The sequence below is a fragment of the Massilia sp. PAMC28688 genome, from assembly GCF_019443445.1.
In the GTDB taxonomy this organism is placed as follows: domain Bacteria; phylum Pseudomonadota; class Gammaproteobacteria; order Burkholderiales; family Burkholderiaceae_D; genus Telluria_A.
This window is the reverse complement of sequence record NZ_CP080378.1, coordinates 4605557-4623244: the sequence shown is the minus strand read 5'-3', so window position 1 is coordinate 4623244 and position 17688 is coordinate 4605557. Positions and strand designations below refer to the sequence as shown.

General features: G+C 57.5%; 17 protein-coding genes. 2 read left to right on the top strand and 15 right to left on the bottom strand.

Going from position 1 to position 17688, the window contains the following annotated elements; all coding sequences use genetic code 11:
* Positions 1–75: 75 nt before the first annotated feature.
* From KY495_RS20605 to KY495_RS20575, 7 genes are all read right to left on the bottom strand, one after another.
* Complete coding sequence (locus KY495_RS20605) at positions 76–525, bottom strand: DUF4440 domain-containing protein (RefSeq protein ID WP_219881167.1); 450 nt, start codon at positions 523–525, stop codon at positions 76–78.
* 41 nt (positions 526–566) lie between these two features.
* Positions 567–1508 (bottom strand): copper resistance D family protein, encoded by a 942-nt coding sequence (locus tag KY495_RS20600; RefSeq protein ID WP_219881166.1) that lies wholly within the window; start codon positions 1506–1508, stop codon positions 567–569.
* Between the two features lies 1 nt (position 1509).
* Entirely contained in the window at positions 1510–1875 is a 366-nt protein-coding gene (locus tag KY495_RS20595) for a copper resistance CopC family protein (protein ID WP_219881165.1), read from the bottom strand.
* Between the two features lie 450 nt (positions 1876–2325).
* The gene (locus KY495_RS20590) at positions 2326–2610 is read right to left on the bottom strand and encodes a hypothetical protein (RefSeq protein WP_219881164.1); all 285 of its coding nucleotides are present in this window, start codon (positions 2608–2610) and stop codon (positions 2326–2328) included.
* A complete protein-coding gene (locus KY495_RS20585; protein WP_219881163.1) occupies positions 2543–3169 on the bottom strand; it encodes a contractile injection system protein, VgrG/Pvc8 family in 627 nt (208 codons plus the stop codon). Before KY495_RS20585 ends, KY495_RS20590 begins: the two co-directional genes overlap by 68 nt.
* A 218-nt stretch (positions 3170–3387) precedes the next feature.
* Positions 3388–3966 (bottom strand): hypothetical protein, encoded by a 579-nt coding sequence (locus tag KY495_RS20580; protein ID WP_219881162.1) that lies wholly within the window; start codon positions 3964–3966, stop codon positions 3388–3390.
* A complete protein-coding gene (locus KY495_RS20575; RefSeq protein WP_219881161.1) occupies positions 3963–5012 on the bottom strand; it encodes a hypothetical protein in 1050 nt (349 codons plus the stop codon). The genes KY495_RS20580 and KY495_RS20575 overlap by 4 nt, the downstream gene beginning before the upstream one ends.
* Positions 5013–5220: 208 nt before the next feature.
* On the opposite strand from KY495_RS20575, the gene KY495_RS24250 reads away from it, so the two are divergent.
* The gene (locus tag KY495_RS24250; protein WP_219881160.1) at positions 5221–5466 is read left to right on the top strand and encodes a helix-turn-helix domain-containing protein; all 246 of its coding nucleotides are present in this window, start codon (positions 5221–5223) and stop codon (positions 5464–5466) included.
* A 264-nt stretch (positions 5467–5730) separates the two neighbouring features.
* On the opposite strand, the gene KY495_RS20565 is transcribed toward KY495_RS24250, so the two are convergent.
* From KY495_RS20565 to KY495_RS20530, 8 genes are all read right to left on the bottom strand, one after another.
* Positions 5731–7275, bottom strand: coding sequence for a hypothetical protein (locus tag KY495_RS20565; protein WP_219881159.1), 1545 nt, complete (start codon positions 7273–7275; stop codon positions 5731–5733).
* Between the two features lie 7 nt (positions 7276–7282).
* The gene (locus tag KY495_RS20560) at positions 7283–8260 is read right to left on the bottom strand and encodes an ATP-binding protein (protein WP_219881158.1); all 978 of its coding nucleotides are present in this window, start codon (positions 8258–8260) and stop codon (positions 7283–7285) included.
* 16 nt (positions 8261–8276) lie between these two features.
* Complete coding sequence (locus KY495_RS20555; protein WP_219881157.1) at positions 8277–10307, bottom strand: hypothetical protein; 2031 nt, start codon at positions 10305–10307, stop codon at positions 8277–8279.
* On the bottom strand, positions 10300–10461 hold the full coding sequence (locus KY495_RS20550) for a hypothetical protein (protein WP_219881156.1): 162 nt from the start codon (positions 10459–10461) through the stop codon (positions 10300–10302). Before KY495_RS20550 ends, KY495_RS20555 begins: the two co-directional genes overlap by 8 nt.
* Positions 10458–11096: a hypothetical protein gene (locus tag KY495_RS20545; protein WP_219881155.1), complete on the bottom strand. Its 639-nt coding sequence runs from the start codon at positions 11094–11096 to the stop codon at positions 10458–10460. The genes KY495_RS20550 and KY495_RS20545 overlap by 4 nt, the downstream gene beginning before the upstream one ends.
* A gap of 636 nt (positions 11097–11732) precedes the next feature.
* Positions 11733–12725, bottom strand: coding sequence for an IS5 family transposase (locus tag KY495_RS20540; protein WP_219881154.1), 993 nt, complete (start codon positions 12723–12725; stop codon positions 11733–11735).
* A 107-nt stretch (positions 12726–12832) separates the two neighbouring features.
* Positions 12833–15319 (bottom strand): DEAD/DEAH box helicase family protein, encoded by a 2487-nt coding sequence (locus KY495_RS20535; protein ID WP_219881153.1) that lies wholly within the window; start codon positions 15317–15319, stop codon positions 12833–12835.
* Positions 15320–15621: 302 nt separating this feature from the next.
* A complete protein-coding gene (locus KY495_RS20530; protein ID WP_219881152.1) occupies positions 15622–16146 on the bottom strand; it encodes a hypothetical protein in 525 nt (174 codons plus the stop codon).
* On the opposite strand from KY495_RS20530, the gene KY495_RS20525 reads away from it, so the two are divergent.
* A protein-coding gene (locus KY495_RS20525) for an IS3 family transposase (protein WP_374040953.1) occupies positions 16140–17680 on the top strand; the annotation gives its coding sequence in 2 pieces (ribosomal slippage) (positions 16140–16596 and positions 16596–17680; 1542 coding nt in all). The genes KY495_RS20530 and KY495_RS20525 overlap by 7 nt on opposite strands.
* The last annotated feature ends 8 nt before the right edge of the window (positions 17681–17688 follow it).

The window sequence follows — 17688 nt, the reverse complement described above, 5'->3', positions numbered from 1 at the left end:
AGAACGACCTGCAACAGCGGATGACGGCTCCACCATTTGGACCGTTTGAATGCAATGGATTCACCCGTCGGAAGATTATTTAGCCATGCGCGACGACCAATGTACGTGCGTGATCACCCATCGGTCCCCGGTCTTTTCCAAGACGGCTGTTTCCGTCCCGAAGGAATGGACAGGCTTGCCACCGGCGGTGCCGGTCGTTTCCGTTTCCTCCCAGATGATCGCGGTATTGCCTTCCATTTTTTCGGAATGCCTGAGCACCTTGCGTGTCGACGTCTTTGCAAATGCAATGTCGCCGCCCAGGTGATGGTGTGCATACCTTTCGCGCGACGCTTCAACGTAGCCGGACTCGTAAATTGCTACCTTCGGCGCGAGAAGGGCGAGAGCGGCCTCTTTGTCACCCCTTGCCAGCGCAGCATGGAATGCGGCCAGCGAGGCGTTGGCGTCAACGGCCGCAGGTGCGGGCGCCGCCAAGGCCTGCATGGATGCCACGGCGAGCAAGACTGACAGTACAAAGTTGTTCCTCATTGCATTTTTCCTCTCATTCGGTTTCGGGCTGTAATAAATCGCTAAGCAGCAGTGGGCGGCGGTGTCGCGCTCAAAATGGCAGCGGCAACCAGGACGGCGAGCAACACAGGCGCTTCAATACGCAAGATGAGCCTGAAGCGCCGCAGCGCCTCGGGCGCGCCGGCGTTCGGCTCGCGCAAGCTGGCAAGCAGCGACGGCATCACGATGAAGCGGTTGAAACCTCCCAGCAAAGCTGCAAGCACCACCAGCGCAAGTTTGAACAGCAGTACGCTGCCATAGACATTGCCGGCTAGGCCCGCGATACCGCCAAGGTTATGCCAAGCGCTGAACAGACCCGTGGCGAAGATGCCGCCCAGCGCGAACGTGGCCGACGACGACAGGTGCTCGACGTAGCGCGCAGCCTCCGCACGCCCGGCCGCGTAATCTGGAACCATGCCGTTCAGGGTAACAAAACCGGCGATGAATACTTCGCCCACCCAGACGCTGATCAGACATAAATGCATCCAGTCCAGGACGATGGCCACGCTCAGATCCCCGTCCGCCGCAGCATGGCTCACCATGCTGCGCGAGTAGAGCGCCACGGCCAGGACAAGCAGGTTCACTAGCGCCAAGTTGCGCAGCCGCTGGCCGGATACCGGAACGGCCGCCGCCAGCGCAGCTGCCAGCAGCGCTCCCATGCCTACTCTCCATGCCAGCCCAAAATGGCTATCGGTAAGCATCGCGCCCATCGCATCCCCGGCCTCAGCGACGGGCACTTCGGCCATGAAAGCGGAAACGAACGGTAGCAGCGAACCCATAGCCGCGAGGGCGGCCATGGCCGCACCGATGCGGACCGGACGCGCGCGGCGAAGCTGCGCCAAAGACCAGGGGGTCGCGCCGCTAGCGAGCCACATCGCCGCCATGGCAGCGCCGACGGCCACTGCCAACGCCAGATTGAGCACGACGGTGGAACTGTAGATCGCCAGTTGCACGTCGAGGACCATGCTATTTGACCTTGAAGCGGTATTCCCCCTTCACCTTGTGGCTGTCGCGGGTCATGGTTGACCAGCGGACCAGGTACTGTCCGGCGCGAAGCATTGGAAGCTGGGCCGACACCGTCTTGGCGTCGGCTTTATCGACAACCGCTTTCGGCAGTTTGATCGCGACGTTTTTAGCATCGAACAAGACAATTTTGGTAAAGGCAGGTTCCAGCGTATCGCTGAAATGAAGCCTGATCTCTTTCGGCGGCTGGCTCAGTTCGCTGTCGGCCTTCGGTTCGGCGGTTTCCACTTTGGCGTGGGCGTACGCCAAGCTAGTTGCCACGCTACCGATTGCCAGGCTGAGGATGAGAACGAAATTCTTCGTATTCACAGTAATTCCCTTCTTGTTTGTCCGTGTAATAGGTCGTATTTTGAAACTTCCCATTAAAGTAACGTCGGGCCGCTGCAAACTTTTAAAGCAAGCCAGCGTGTATTCGTAACCGTACGGCGCTAAAGCTGAAACTTGTCTTGCCCATGAATTAAAGTCACGAGCCAGCGCATAAAAAGTGCCTTCGGAGTGAGATGCCAATAATAACGCTTCGCAAGCGCGTGATCATTGGTAATGCATGGCAGTACGGCTAAAACCGCATAAATAACAAGAAAGTAATGTGCCAGTCACGTGCCTGTTATCAAGGCACCGAAAATCCGCACAGCCTCCCTACCGTAAGTGCTGGCGATAATGGCGGTTACCTGGCCGGCATCGCACCGGCACCTTGTCACGTACTGCCAACAGTGAAAACGCCCGATCCGATTCTGAATGCTACCGGGGTTGGTTAGCAGGTTAGGACGACCGCATGTGCAGGCGCGCCCGGAACAACATCATGTACACCGCCGGCACCAGGGACATTGACAGCAACGACGCCCTGATCATGCCGCCCAGCATCGGGGCAGCAAGCAGCTGCCTAACCTCGGACTTGGTTCCCGCGCCAATGACCACACCGAACTCGGCCGACACCTCGGCTAGCGCAATGATGCCGACTTCGCTGGCCACCGAAACGTTATGCCCAAGCAGCCACAGCAGCCACAGGCCTCCCGCCAGCGCGAACGGCACGATGGAAGAACGCATCAACGCCGAAACGCTCAAGGCGCTTCGGGTGGAGCTGTTCGACGCGGCCCGTTGCTGTCTGGATGCCAATCGCCATGAACGGGCCGGTCTCGTCGCTCCAGCGCCACTTAACCACGGCGCCGTACGGCGCGAACACGTCTTCGACAATCTCGATCACGGTCTTGTCTTGCCAGACGCGGCTGTTGCGCACCTGGCTCAAGCGCCACATCCAGGGCGACAGGCGCAGGCGGTAGCGCGCCAGACCGCCTTCGCTGCCCAACATGGCCACTTCGCTGATGTCGCCGGCGAAGCTGGTGCGGGTACCGTCGGCCAAGCTCACTTCCAGGCTGGCCGGCTGACCCAATAAGGGTACCAGCGCTATGTGGGCATCGGTGGAGACCACGATCACGTCGCGCCCGCCGATGCCTTGCACGGCGTCGTCGGCGGCGAAAGCTTCCACCAGGAACTCGACCGAATCGCTTCCGTCGGGGCGGTCACCCACGCGCAGTGCGTATAACCGGGTTCCGCTGGCAAACTGCGCGAGAGCCGTTGCGATTCTTTCGGTCAGTAGTGCGCTCATAATGCCTTTGTCGTGAACTTATTCGGCCCCATAGGATCGCAGCAATAGTATATCAATATTTATTATTAAATAATGTTTCGTCGGATTGTCCGGGAGGCGTCATGCTCTTTTGTCTAAAAAAAGTCGCGTTCACGCGCTAACGTGACGGGCAAGCAACGCAATAACGAGGCTTCGATAGAATTATTGTGAATTATTGGCTGGGTATAATTCTTGACTAATCAACCGACGGCGGATCTACCTGCGTTGCCGGGGGTCTCACCGATCAGGCTTTTTGTTCGAACGATGTGGTCTGAATCCATATACCGGTCCACAAGGCGTGGCAAAGTTGGTGTTGCCGCGTTCAGCTCGGCTAAAAGTGCGTTAAGCGGGACATTGCTCAAGCCTGAGCTACAACGCGAGAACGTCCGGCCCTTCATCGTTTTTACGGGAACACCGGTCAGGGTACTGACGTGCGCCCGATCGGCCAATGAAAACGTAACCCAATAATAATGGCGCGCGGCGAAAGCCCAAAATGTGAGTTCGAACGGCGCTGGCTGGAAACGATAGACTAGCCCCGAAGGCGTGGCCACCAGCGCGTGGACCACCTCTTCACGCACTTCCGCGACACAAACTATCTCACTCCGAGGACTCTCCCCTTCACTGGCCTCCATATATGCAAGCGGCAACCCGGCCGCTCGTAGAGCCCCCATAATTTCCGCTTGCTCCAAAACGGGCAGTCGAGTGTTCCATGTCACATGCTCGTGTTTGCACGACGGGACTATCGCTAAATCTATGCTCTCGTCAATTTCTGTTTTCATACACTTGTCAGCTCTTGTTGTTCGCTGCCGTCTGCAGCACCGATGCCGGGTTTCGCTAAGATGCCTGCGCGTTCATGGCGCTCAATGATTGCCCGGCATGATTCATGCGCGACAAGCGTCTTCCACACATCGGATTGGGCGTCAGGTTGCTGCCTATTCCCAGACGGTTTCCACACCGATGAAGGCGGCTGACAAAAAGCCACCATAGCGGTGCAAGCTCGAAGTTCTTTCGAGCCACTTCCGACAAATGCCAATGCCTTCGCGGCCTTCTTGCCGTTGGCATTCGGAAATACGGCGGATACCAAAGCATCTAGCTCGGCCAAGCCGCCGGCCATTTCGATTTCCATGATGGCGGCTCGAGCCCTGCGATTCTCGTCCCGAACTGCCATCTTTGTTCGCTCCTCCTCTGCCTTTCGCTCACGCTCCACAAGGATCCGCGCATGATAGGCGGCCTGATCAGCTGCCCGCTGCTCATTTAGCTTTTGAACATACGGGGTGGTCCACACTTCCAGGGCGTTTCCAATATAGTGCCGCTCTTGGATAAATTGGCCGTACCGCGCACCAATCCGTGCGATTGCTCCCACCTGTCTGCTTGATAGCCAGCCGTGTGTCAGCCAATGTTTTAAAACTTTTTCGATGAAGGCCCGACCGTGCACGTCCTTCTCCGGAGCGGCGCGGAGCAACGCATCGAACACTGGTCCAGCGTTGGCGTTTGCCTCACGGCTTCGCTCTTCATGCATTACTGCATGCTGCTCGAACTTGCTGCGGGGAAGTTCGATTTCCGCAGCGTCCTCTACACCCTGCTCGGTGACCTCAAACCCAACCCCACCGTTCCTCCCCTCCGACATGCGGACAAGTCCGTTCTCCAAGGCAATCCGGTTCAGACCTTCGACATCCTTTACGTGCCCTACCTTGAAAGAATCGGCAAGGATTGAAGAAAGATAGTGTGTAAGGACGGCGATGGTATACCTGCGGTGGCCAAACTGGGCGAACGCAAGGCCGATAAACTCGGTGGCGGTGAGTTCGCTGATTTTTGTAAATGACATGGTATGAGCGAGTCGTGATTGTAGGGGGCGAACGGCGGCTTGCTGTGCGACGTCCGATGCCCACCGAAGAGAATGAATTGCCGTTGGCGCGCTCATTATCGCGTCTGGCGGCGGGCAGCGGGCAGCGGGCAGCGGGCAGCGAAAAATACTCGACATTGTGACTCAAACGCGGCTGACTTAAAAGCTCTCTCCGCTGAAACTTGTGGTTATGGTAAAGATAGGCACAAGCTCAACAACGCTAGATCGGCCGCGCGCTCGCGCACTTTTGGCGAAAAACTTAGTACGGTTGCGAGCGGAACGAAATTGGACACAAGAGATGCTGGCGTTTGAAGCTAATCTCCACCGGACCTTCATTGCTCACGTCGAGCGCGAAGTACGCAATATTTCCCTAGATAATGTGGAGAAAATTGCAATAGCGCTTAGCGTAGAGACGTTCGAACTTCTTAGGCCATAATGGCCGGTTTGAGATCGTGGCCCGCCGATCCATGCGGTGGTTGACATGATTGCCGATTTCCGTTGTTTGCCTTTCGCCCCACCGCACTTCTCATCCGATAACCCAGGTCAATTCTCATGAAACAGCTGCCGACCAAACTAATATGGGATAAGGACGAGCAGAGCCGAGCAATGTGAGCGGTTGCACTGGGTTACCGGCCCCGCTCCGGCAGCTCACTTCCCGGGGCCGAAAATTTGGCTTTTACGCCGAACGACGATCTTGAACTTATCGAACAATCGCCGCGAGAAGAGACTGATGATCTTTTCGGTGTTGATCGTTATGGGAAAGGTTGGCAAGCACCGCGGCGAGAGCGGACGGGGGCCGCACCTGCTCGTAAATGCGGACCGGGCACGCTCTCGTGTCACGGCCGGTCACCGCCCAATAAGAAGTGTAGCGCCCCGTATGGGAATGCTTGCTCCAGGCGATCTTGTTGCGTTTCGCGTTGGCGATCGCTTTTTCGAGAAACTCCCAGAAACTGCCCAGACAGTGGCTTCCAAGAACGTGATCCGACACCCACTGCTCCGAGTCCGTGGTCCACCCGGGAGGGCAGATCGGGGCCTCGGCGCCCAGCCATGCGCCGAGCCCCATGGGGTCTTTTCGCATGGGAGCAAATAAGTAGCGGGGCGTTCCGCAGGATTCCCAGTGCATGCGCCACCGGATAAATGCTTCGGCAACCGGGCAAAATGCTGCGGTTGACTCGCCGTCCATGTTCCACCAGAAATGCGCCGCCGCGCTTGTGATGCACGTTTGGTGATCATGCACGACATGGCGCCACAGGGAACGCCTGACGCCGCTATAGACGGCGTAGCTTGCCCGCATCTTGCCATCCCACGCACGCTTTACTTGCGCCGACGTTTTTTGATCGATCGGAACGTCGTCTGACTTGTAACGCCTGACACTTTTCACCTGGATTAGCTTGGTCTTCCCGCTAAAGCGCTTGGTTGACACCGAGAGCGGCCCCAAAGGGAGCACCAGCTGGACGCCCGGGCGCTCGGCCTCGAGCACCCCGACCACTTGCCGAACAAAACCGGTATATTCGGACTCGAGGCGGCGCCAGTCCGCGTGCGATATCGCGAACTCCCCGATGCCGAGAAACTTGCGCTTGCGGTTCAGTTCCAGCCTCACTGGTACCATCTCGTCCTCGGCGACGAAGAGGCTCACCAAGTTGTCAATCCACCCCTCCTCCTTCCCGCGCAGCTTGAGCGAGGGCGGGCGCACCTCGCGCAGACTGGGAGCAAGGTCGAAGGAACACGACGGGCAGCAGAACGGTTCGGCGAACACGGCGTGAGTAAGAATGTAAGGGATCTCAGAACGGCAGCGCGGGCAGCGCGAGCGCAGCGCAAGGCTGTGAACGGGACAGGCGCTGATCAAATCAAGTTGATACGTGGCTGAGTGAAATCCGTAGCGGGCGCACCTCGCGCACCAGCGCAAGACGTCACTGGAGCGGCGCCGCCGGTTTACCAGTCGTTCGACGACGAATGCATGCTCAATTGCATTAGGGTCCAGGCGCAAATGCTTGGCGAATGCCGCCTTGTCGAACAGCGCGCTCGAACGCAAGTCAACCTTCGGGAACCGCACGATGGAGCCGCGTTTGCCGCAGTCCCGATCAATAAAGACCTCTGCCAGTTCGCGCGCGCCCATGGCGTTGAGCCTTGCAAATTTTGAAAACAAGCCATAAGGGGAGTCGTAGCCCGTGTTCCAGTCGTCCCGCCAGCACCAGGCACTTGGGATGACGTACGGTGTCTCGACAACGATTCTGGCTCGCTTCATGTTTTTTTCACTCGTCGAGCATGGCCATGCGCAGCTCTTCCTGGGCCGATACGAAGTTGCAGTCCGCAACCGCACTACGCCACATCGCCGGCGTCAGGACAAATTCATAATCGTCATGCTGGTAGTTCTCCAGCAGAGCGATTTCGACAGTGCGGGAGAAGTACTGCATCGGAATCTCGGTATCATGCTTGAAGCGCGCGTTTTCATGGGCCTCCATGAAAACTTCCCACAAGACTGCGGCCTGATTGGCTAGTCGAAATCCTGTGCTGTAGGCGGCAGGAAGGAAAAATCGTGTATAGCACCAGTCGGATTTGGCGGGGAAATAGGCATCATCGTAACCGGCCAGGCAGGTGGCAAGATCATCGGCTGTGAGCAGTCCCCGAAACTGCATCTCGTCAATCATGAAACGCGAAACGATCTGGGTCTGTCCGCCAATGCGGAACGCGCTCTTCTGGTTGAGCAGGCTCGGTTGGCCAATGAGCAGCGTGATCATGCGCACGCCGCGACGCTCAAGTTCGTCGTGTACGTCGCGCAACCACTCGTATTCGATGATATCGAGGCGCTGGGCCTCATCGGCGAACATCACCAGCCATTTAAGACCCGAATGGTCCACCAGTTCCATGATTTTATCGGTGAGCTTTGATCGCTTTTTGGTTATATTTCCTGTCAGCGCGCCGGGGTGGCCCGCAGCGGCGAGCAGCGTCGAAAAGAAAGCGTCTTCGGAGTGATTCTTCTTCATCTGGCACCCGAAACTGAGCATAACGGCCTTTGGAAAGTCCTCCTTGAGGACACTCATCACATAGCGTATGCCGTATGTCTTGCCAAAGCGGGGGTGGGCGAACATGATGCCACCGGGGATTCGCAGCCGAATCAGCTTTTTGACGCGCAGATACATTTCTTCGATGGAGGGCGTCGGAACGATGTACGTCTGTTCGACCACCGGATGGCTGTCGAACGGTACTGGGCGGTTGTAGGTGACAGCCATGGAGTTCCCCTCTACGTTAGAAAGTGATGGTGCGTTTTATTTTTAACGCGCGCGCTTGGGGCGGTTGAGCGGGCGTAGTGTTGGTGTTGGTGCTGCCCGAAGGAGCAGGCGTACCTGCGGCGTCGTCGGTGGGCGCGGTGGTGGCCGGCACAAGCGGTGACGGTAGCGATGGCGCAGGTACGGGCAGCTTTGGCGGCAGTTGCTTGTTTTCGGTTTGCGCCTTGGCCAGGTCAGTGGCAGCTCGTTTGTTTTTCTTCGCCAATGACCACTTATATTTTTCCCATGCCTCTACGGCATCGTCGCCATCCTTGTATCTCAGTTTTCCGAGCCGCCTGAGTCGCGTAATCTCACGTCGCACGCGCAGGGAATGAGGGGTGTAGCACCAGGGCGCCGCAGCCATCAGCACGCCTAGTTCGGCGCCGTCCTCGAAAAACGCCTTGACCGTTCGGATGTCGCGAACATCAAAGTAGATGCGTATTTTTGTTCCGATCAGCCCGGCGCTGTTGGAGAGGATATTGCTGGTGTAGCGGGCATCGAGAAAGTTGATATGCGGCCGGACGCCAGACTGGGCACTTCCAACGATCGTTACCACCCGCGCCTCTTGAAGCAGACACAGGTTCTGGCGTACTACCACCGGCAGCGTGCGCAGGAAGCCTTGATTTCGCGTCAGCAATTGCCCCATGGCTTCAAGAGGCGTGCGCCCGGAAACGCCATCGTGTGCATGGCCGTTATAGTCGCCAACGGCCACTTCGATCATGTCTTCGAGCTCGTCCAGTTCCACCAGCAGACTAAGGTCCCCTTTCGGATCGCTCAGAGCCTTCTCGATAGATTTAGGGTCGCTCCCCATTGTCCCGGGGAGGCGGTGTGCGAAATTCTTGGCGATCACAGCGAAGAAACGCTCGATGAATGGCCGTTCATCCGGTTCGCCGGCGGGGCCGTTGTCGGGCCAGCAGCCGACGATCTGCGTCAGCCTTGTCAGCGTATCGATTGCGAGATGACTTTTCGCGCCGTCGAACCGCAACCACTCCCAGCATGCATGGGCGGTTTCTGGATAGACAGCCGACGGGTAGCCGCCCTCCTTCCGAATGGCAAGGTCTGGAATTTTGTAGGTGCGCGGTCTGAACGGCGTTAGTGCGGCCTGGAATGCGCCGGCGACGTCGTCTTTGTTGTACTCCTTCGACAATGCAAGCTTGTATCCAATAACCGCGCGGCTGGCGATATCCAGCACAACGAGGATCCAAATCCTGGTCAGTTCGAGCAGATGTTCGTATCCCAGCGGATCGGTGTAGCGCACCGTTACTCGAAGGTCAATCTTATGGCCGTCGAACTCCACGACTTCGAAAGCGCGTGTAGCCGGCGGTGCTTGCTCCATGTTCTCCGGCGCCACGGGACGCACGCGCCCACCGCTCTTGCTTTTTACGGCCGCCCCGAAATTGCGGCTGTCATAGCGCCGGAAGTAGTCCGAAAGCGAGCGCTTTCCGCCAAGTTCCTGATTCAACGGATACTCGTTCGGCTTGATCCCTACGGCGCGGCACTCCTCGAGGAAGCGCTTGTGAATGCGCGTGATTGATCTGCGCACTTCGTTGGCGCCTGTAATCGGCGTGTGGCGCTTCTTCGCTTCCATCAACAAGTATTCCCCCAGCGAGGGGTATTGTTGAAGTAGGAGGCCGAACGCACCGGAAAGGCCAACGCCTTGCGAACCTTGCGCGCGGTTGATGGAGTGCACGCGCTCGTACTCCTTTAACCTCGCATATGGGATTGCCGCGCGAAACCCGAAGATGCGCCCATCGCTATGCTTTGCGAGGCATCGGTCAATCAACCGGTAGACGGTCTTTGGTTCAACGCCAGTCTTCGCCAGAATCGTCCTCATCGGAAGTAGCGGCTCGTTGACGTAGAGCGCGATTGCCTCGCGGCGCGAAGTGAAGACAAGCGCGTCGGCCTCCGAGAGCGCAGAAATATCGACTGACGGCCAGCTTGCGAGGTCGCTGAGTTGTTCCGGAAACGAGGACCGATTAAAACGTAACTTGTCGAAGGCGAATTCAGGCATAGAAGCGTCCGGCATGTACACGTGGCTCGACCCGCCGACTTGCCGTCAGTCGCAGGGCAATGGAGCCGCGAACATCGCGGATGCGACCGTGGCCGAGATGCTGCGGTAACGTCGACCTGCTAGTTGGCATCTGGCCGAAGACGAATTCAGTCATGTCAGCTCCAGGAGCGACGCTGGCCCCAGCTCTCTGGTCGCGATATCGGGGCAGGAAGCCACGCCAGAGTGAAGCATGGCATAGGCCGCCACTCGGACTAGCACAGGGTCTTCCTCCGGCAACAGCCGGCAGAGCGCGCCGATAGGGCGTTGCTGTTCGAGCACCTCCCGAACCGACTTCAAGAGGGCTGGCTGGAGATATCGCCGGTTGGCCGAAAGTTCGCGAATGATTGCGCCCCAGTTATCAAAGTAAACCTTCCCTTGAACGGCTTCCGATGGGGGTAATTGCCGAACTTTGAATTTATTTGCTTTGGCCCATTGCGCGAAAGCCGGCAAGGTCGCATCGATATCGGCGGCGGGTTCCTCAGAGCGATTGATCAACCACAGCTCGTCACGCCCCGCGTACCCAGCCCAAAAGTCGACCACAACTTTCGGCTTCGTATCGGGGACGATTACCGGCCGTTCGCAGTAAGATAGGACTAAGGGATCTGATTCGAGAAGGAGCCAAGTATTGACCTGCGCCAGGCTGTACAGTGTCAACATGCGCTGGATTTTTGGACCGAACAAGTCATACCGATGGCTCTTGTATGGCCTGGTATTGTCTGCCGCTTTGATGAACCGAGCTGTCGTCGCCATTGCCACTCCAAGCCACCGGTAGGGGGATGGAACGCACTACAACACGACTTCCGGGGATTGTCAAACTCTCTTCATTTGAATAGGAAGGAAAAGTGCCAACAAAAGACGGGCCAGTTCAAAGAAATCAAAGACTTAGGCGAGAACGGCTGTGGATAGTTTCGCTTCGCCGGACGAACGCCCTCCGTCCGCGTGCAGCGAAGCAAAAGTCGGACTGTTCACGTAGTAAATTCTGGACTTAGCAAACGAACGAAGCAAAAGTCGGACAGGATATGGTGGAATTAGCAAATCGAGATGCGGTTTGAATGCGGTCTACACTGCTCAATGAACTACCCGACGGCCTGCGCTTCAGTTCGCCATAGATCACTCAATTCGACTAATTTCGCTGAAGCGGATCTTTGAAGCAAAAGCGGTGTTGCAACGGGACCCGCTCCCCGCTCACGGCAGCGATCATCAGTGGAAAGACCACTTCCGCGCCCGATTTTCTGGCTTAGCGTGCTAGGGAAGTGCTGAACTAATCAGGTTTTGAGGTCGATTTTCGTGTTGGCGCCTGTTCGGCGAGATTCTTCTGTCTTGACCCATCTTCGGGACCGGCAAGGGCTGCAAATCGAGATTTCAGCAGCGATTGCCCCCTATTTTTCATGCAGTGGACGCAACTTGGGTATGCGCGCTGCCCAGGTACCTGCGGGCCAGCACCAGATTCGCCAGTGCGAACAACGTGAGCAGCTGCGCATTGTTCTTGGCAAGTCCACGGTAGCGAGTCTTGCGATGTTTGAACAGGCACTTCACGACATGGAAGCAATGCTCAACCTTGGCGCGCACACTGGCCTTCGTGTGCTCCAGCGTTTCTTTCGCGCGACCCAGCTTGTTTTTCTTGAGCGCCTTGCGCAGGCCCGGCCGCATTGCTGTGTGCCAGCTGATTGCTTTGTCAGCATTCTCAGGGCGCTTCGCTACGCCCTGATAGCCGGCGTCGCCCAGGACAACCTTTTCGCCGCCATGCAGCAGCGCATGCGCCTGCGTCACGTCGGACACGTTGCCGGCTGTGCCGACGACCGTGTGAACCAAGCCAGTAGCCATGTCCACGCCAACGTGTGCCTTCATGCCGAAGTGCCAGTCGTTGCCCTTTTTCGACTGGTGCATTTCCGGATCACGCTCGCCATCCTTGTTCTTCGTCGAAGGCGGTGCCGCGATCAGCGTGGCATCGACGATGGTCCCTTCACGCATCGACAAACCCTTGCTGGCGAGGTGCGCCTTGATTTCATCGAACACACGGGCGGTCAGTGCGTTGTCTTCGAGCAGTCTGCGAAACTTGAGTAGCGTTGTCGCGTCTGGCGCCGATTCGTGAGTGAGGTCGACGCCAACAAAGTTACGTACCGAGCTGATGTCGTAAATCGCGTCCTCGATGCCCTCGTCGGACAGCCCCAGACATTGCTGCGCAATGTACATGCGCAGCATGCGTTCCAGGCCAATTGGCGGACGTCCACGCCCGTCTCCCTTTGGGTAGTACGGCAGCAATCCCGCCACCAGAGCCGGCCACGGCGTCGCCGCGTCGATCTCCGCCAGAAAGCGCTCACGCCGCGTCGACTTCTTTTTGCCGGCAAATTCGACATCCGAAAAGGTCGTTTGTTTCATGATTTCAGGCTGAAAGTGGGATGCGTTATTGTGCCAGTTCAGAACGGCGCGCGGAGTCAACTCGTCGATTAAATCAGTGCTTCCCTAGCGAACAAAGGACAATGGTCTCAACCATTAGCCTTCAGCACATTAAGACTTGCAGCAATCGCTCGGCCCGTAACTCCAGCGGCGGCCAGGCGCCGGCCGATGTCGGCCGGGTCGCGGAACAATGGTCCAGCAAACGATATCGCGTTGACCAGTGCGATTAGTCGATCGATCAAATCCATGATCTTAATTTCAGCCAGCACCCGCGGGCCGAAGCCGATATCCTCAGCGCGATCCGCCATCATGCTGTTGGTTGCAAAAACAGGTATAACCGAGTCGGCGCTAATACGGGCTTCGTTAGTACACCATTGCGTACTCATCAGAAGCTGTTCCGCGTCCGACTTATGGATCGGCGCGATCTTCTCATTCTTGGCCTCGATGCATAAGCCTAGCCCGTCGACGAGCCAAAGAACATCAGGACCACGACCTGTTTCCTTCTCAGGACGGCTGGCCGTCGCTCCAATAAAGCGCCCGAGCTCGTACAGGGCCTGCTCGACGACTTGGGCGTCTCCTGCGTACGCCAGTCTCGCACGCAGGCTCTCAAGAGCCGCCACTGCCGCCGCTGGCGTGTCAAACTTGTCGATTGCTTCGCTGAAGAGAACGGCCTGTTCTTTCAGCTGCACATACTTTTTGTCGGGCAGCTGGGGTGGCCGGGCCATCTGACTATTGATCTCAAATGCAACCCTGTAAAGGCTGCCAGCACGCGCCTGGTCAAAATGCGCTGCATAGCCCGCCATCCTGACGAGCAGTTCGGCGCGCTGAGCGTCGTGTAGGCCTTGTTTATCCAGAATCTCTTGAAGCGCACTAGTGGCCTGCTGATGATTACGCGCCTTTGCAGCCAGCCATGACCGACGCTCGGCTACCGCCGCTTGTTCAGTGATAGTCAAACCAGGTATGCGAATGGATTTGGCGACCGCGCCGACGCGCTCTCTGTGCGCATCCTTCCAGTCCTGTTCGCGATCAAGCAACGATGTTACGGCCATGGCGATGGCATCGATGGACGAGCCCCCTTCCTTCAACTGATCAGCGATGTCCTTTCCCAGTTCAATTTGTTCTCGCGTGTGTGGCTCCATTAAAGTCTTGACATCGCGCCGTCCGATGAATGCGGCCAAGTCGGTACCGACTAGTAGGACGGCCGCAAAATCTGCGCTTGAGCGAACTGCACGGCCGAGTGCCTGCTCAAGCCTGTTTACCACTCGTGTGGCATGACTCGGAGACTCCTTCAGGCGTTCAGCGTCAATTTGGTCACATAGACGATCACCGCTTGGCACCCCATCAATGACCAACAGCCTACACGCGTCGTCGGGAAGGTCGACACCATCAAAGCGCTGTGTGAAAACGTAAAAATGCCCTTTCGCGCTCGTACGCAATACTCCGACTGCGGTGTCAACGTCATCCCCGATCCATGCGGTCGCGCCAGCTGCTTGCCAGATCTTTGCTTGAGCGGCTGAGCTAGTGAGCACGACGACGTTCGTGCGTTCAGCCAGTTTCATGCAGAGAGTCGCAACCGCTTGTTTGGATAGCGTCGGATCAATAAGCGAAACCGGAAGAATCATACGTTCACCAGCCCCTTTATCACTTTCCGGCTGGATAACCCGATCGAGTGCTTTGGGGTTACAGTCCAGATCCCGGATAAGGGCGGTGCCATCTTTGATGCTTGCGGACATGAATAGCCTGTGTCGCGCCGAGGCATATGCACCTTTTTGCTCAACTGGTGCGACCGGCAGCGAAAGCTCTACGGCCGAGCCCGAGATGCATAACCGCGCATCCTCGAGGTAACGTTCGATATTTCGCCAGGTAAACCTGAGCTCGCGCTCCTCGCCAAACTGAGCAAGTACCGCTGCAACGTGCGCAGCCTGTGGCTGCCATAGCCAGAATGGAACCTCGAATTGTGCCGATCCGTCGCCCTTTTGGATCCCCCTCCATACTGCAGGATCGCAATTTACCGCGGTCGCTTCAAAAATATTACGGACGCGACCGTGAGCGTCCGCGGGCAGCGTAACCGTATGCTTTTGCTTGATCCGTTCTACTCCTGAATGCACGTCGTCCATGACGATCGCCGCTGGCTGGATATTGTGCCGGGTAAAAACATCGTTGGCCGTGAAAACTTTGTCATAGGTGCATACCAGAACGCTCTTACCTTCGAGGGCGTCAAACGGGAAACCGTCCTTGGGGAACGAGGTTGCGGAAACACCAATTTTCTCAGCAGTTTCCAGCACCTGACCGATCAGCTGCACAGTCGGACACAGGTAAACCACTGGTTCGCCCGGGTAGCGCCGCCGCATTGACTCAGCGTAGACCAAACCGACCAAGGTTTTTCCAGACCCCGTGCTGACCTTTAAGACAACATCAACTTCCTCCCCGTGCTTCTGCAAACCCTGCAGGGCCTCGTGCTGCACTGGACGAAGTATCTGATGCGTTGCTTTCCTGTCGAGCTGCTCGAACAGCTCGATAAGACTACCTGCAACGGCCGTTGCCTTGGCTTTTCCAAGTTTTCCGAAATTAATCACGCTAGGGCTCCTATGTAAATTTTCCTAACCCGTTGTTGCAGTCGGCCTCGGACTGGGTACGGCTGACAATGTTAGCTCATGCTCCAATTGAAGCACTCTTTAAATCGAGTAGGACGACGTGAAGTCGGACATCGTCAGCACTGGAGCAGCAAACGTATGAGGAGCCTCGGCGTCGGTCCATTAAGCTCTCAGTCGCCCCGTGCCAGACGAGTAGGCTCATCCGGCAGCGAGTATTCAGTCACCTGATCACCCGCGTTGCCTAACCAGATAGGCCGGGATATATCCGTGCGCTTCTCAGTGAGCTACCGCAGTGTCAACGCATCGCTGTTCATAGGGTCGTGCTCCAGCCAAAACGATTGATTCAAGAAATTTCCTGTCGTGATGAAATGCTTTGCTTCGCGAATGGCCTGCAACACGACTTGCTTGCTCCTGATGGATGAATCACCATAGTTGATCGCGATACTTTCGTAGAGATTTTCAATTAGCGTCACTTTTTCTTCGGCAGCGGCGTCGTGGTAGTTCAGCGTGAGGGCATGCAATTTCTCGAAGTTTTCTCGCTCTGTGCAGTAGGCCTGATACTGCGGGTCATTCGAATCAATCGGCTGACTGACGTTACGCAACTTGTCAGAAAGTTTCTGATTGATGAGGTCCTTTGTTTGCTGGAGGCGATCATGTGCGACTCGAAGCAGATCGTTTCCGATTATTTCGTTCCAGGGCTTCATAATTTCGATTATCGTGCCCTCCTCCCCCCCTCTGTCAAAATAGTTGTCGCCTCCATTGATTTGGAGTTCTAATTCGCCAAGGGGCGACGGAATTGACGATGACACGATATACCCAAGAGAAAAAAGAGCATGCGCTGAGCCTGATGGCGGCGCCGCACAACAAACCTGTAGCAGACGTAGCGCAGCTGACTGGAATACCTGAGGGCACGCTGTATTTGTGGCGAAAACAGGCCCGTGAGCAAGGTCGTGCTGTGCCCGGCGACGGCCAGAATCCGGAACAGTGGAGTGCTGCTGACAAGTTCGCTGTCGTGTTGGAGGCGGCACCACTGAACGAAGCAGAATTAGGCGCGTACTGCCGTCGCAAGGGACTGCTGGTGGAGCAGCTGGAACGCTGGCGTGCCGAGGTGCACGCAGTGCTCGCGGGTGGCCAGGGCGGCGCGGCCACGACCGAGCGCGCTACAGACAAGAAGCGCATTCGCGAGCTGGAGAAGGACTTGCGGCGCAAGGAGAAGGCGTTGGCGGAGACGGCAGCGCTGCTCGTGCTGTCCCGAAAGTACGAAGCGCTGTGGACGGACGGCGAGGACGCATGATTGCGTTGCCACAGCGCGAAGAGATGGTCGCCGATATTGAGCAGGCCCGCCAGGCCGGGGCACGTTTGAAAACCGCCTGCGCCGAGCTTGGGCTGACTGCACGCACCTATGAACGGTGGCAGCGGGACGGTGCGGTACGTGCCGACGGCAGGCCCGGAGCGGTCCGGCCGGAGCCGGCGCACAAGCTGAGCGAGCAGGAACGCGAACAGGTACTGGCCATTTGCCACGAGCCGCGTTTCACAGACCTGCCGCCAGCGCAAATTGTGCCGCGCCTCGCAGACGAGGGCGTATACGTCGCCTCCGAGTCCTCGTTCTACCGGGTGCTGAGGGCGGCGCAAGAGCAGCATCACCGCGGCCGAGCCAAAGCAGCGTCGAAGACTGAACCGCAGCGCCACGTTGCCCATGGTCCCAATGAAGTGTGGAGCTGGGATGTGACGTATCTGCCCAGTCAGGTCCGCGGCATGTTCTTCTATCTGTACGCTGTCATCGACCTGTTTAGCCGAAAGCTGGTGGCCTGGGAGGTGCATGCATGTGAAGGTGGCGACGAGGCCGCTGCGTTGATTGAACGGGCCTGCTGGCGCGAACACCGGCGGGGTGATAAGCCGTTGGTGCTGCATGCCGACAACGGCTCGGCACAAAAGGCGCATACGCTTAAGTCCAAGCTGGAGACGCTGGGCATTACCCCATCGCATAGCCGCCCTGGCGTATCGGACGACAACGCCCATATCGAAGCCTGGTTTCGCACCTGCAAGTACAGCCCTGGCTATCCGCCGCATGGATTTGCTGACATTGAACTGGCGCGCCAGTGGGTGCTCAAATTCGTCACTTGGTACAACGGCGAGCATCTGCATAGCGGGCTGTCCTATGTCACGCCAGAGCAGCGGCACAGCGGTCTTGCGAATGCCATTCTGACGAAGCGGCAAGCTATCTACGCCGAAGCGTGCGCACGCCATCCTTTGCGTTGGAAACGACAGCCGAGGGCTTGGCTGGCGCCTGACAAAGTGTGGCTCAACCCGCCGTCTAAGCTTGACCAGCAGCGTGCTGCATAACCAAAGGA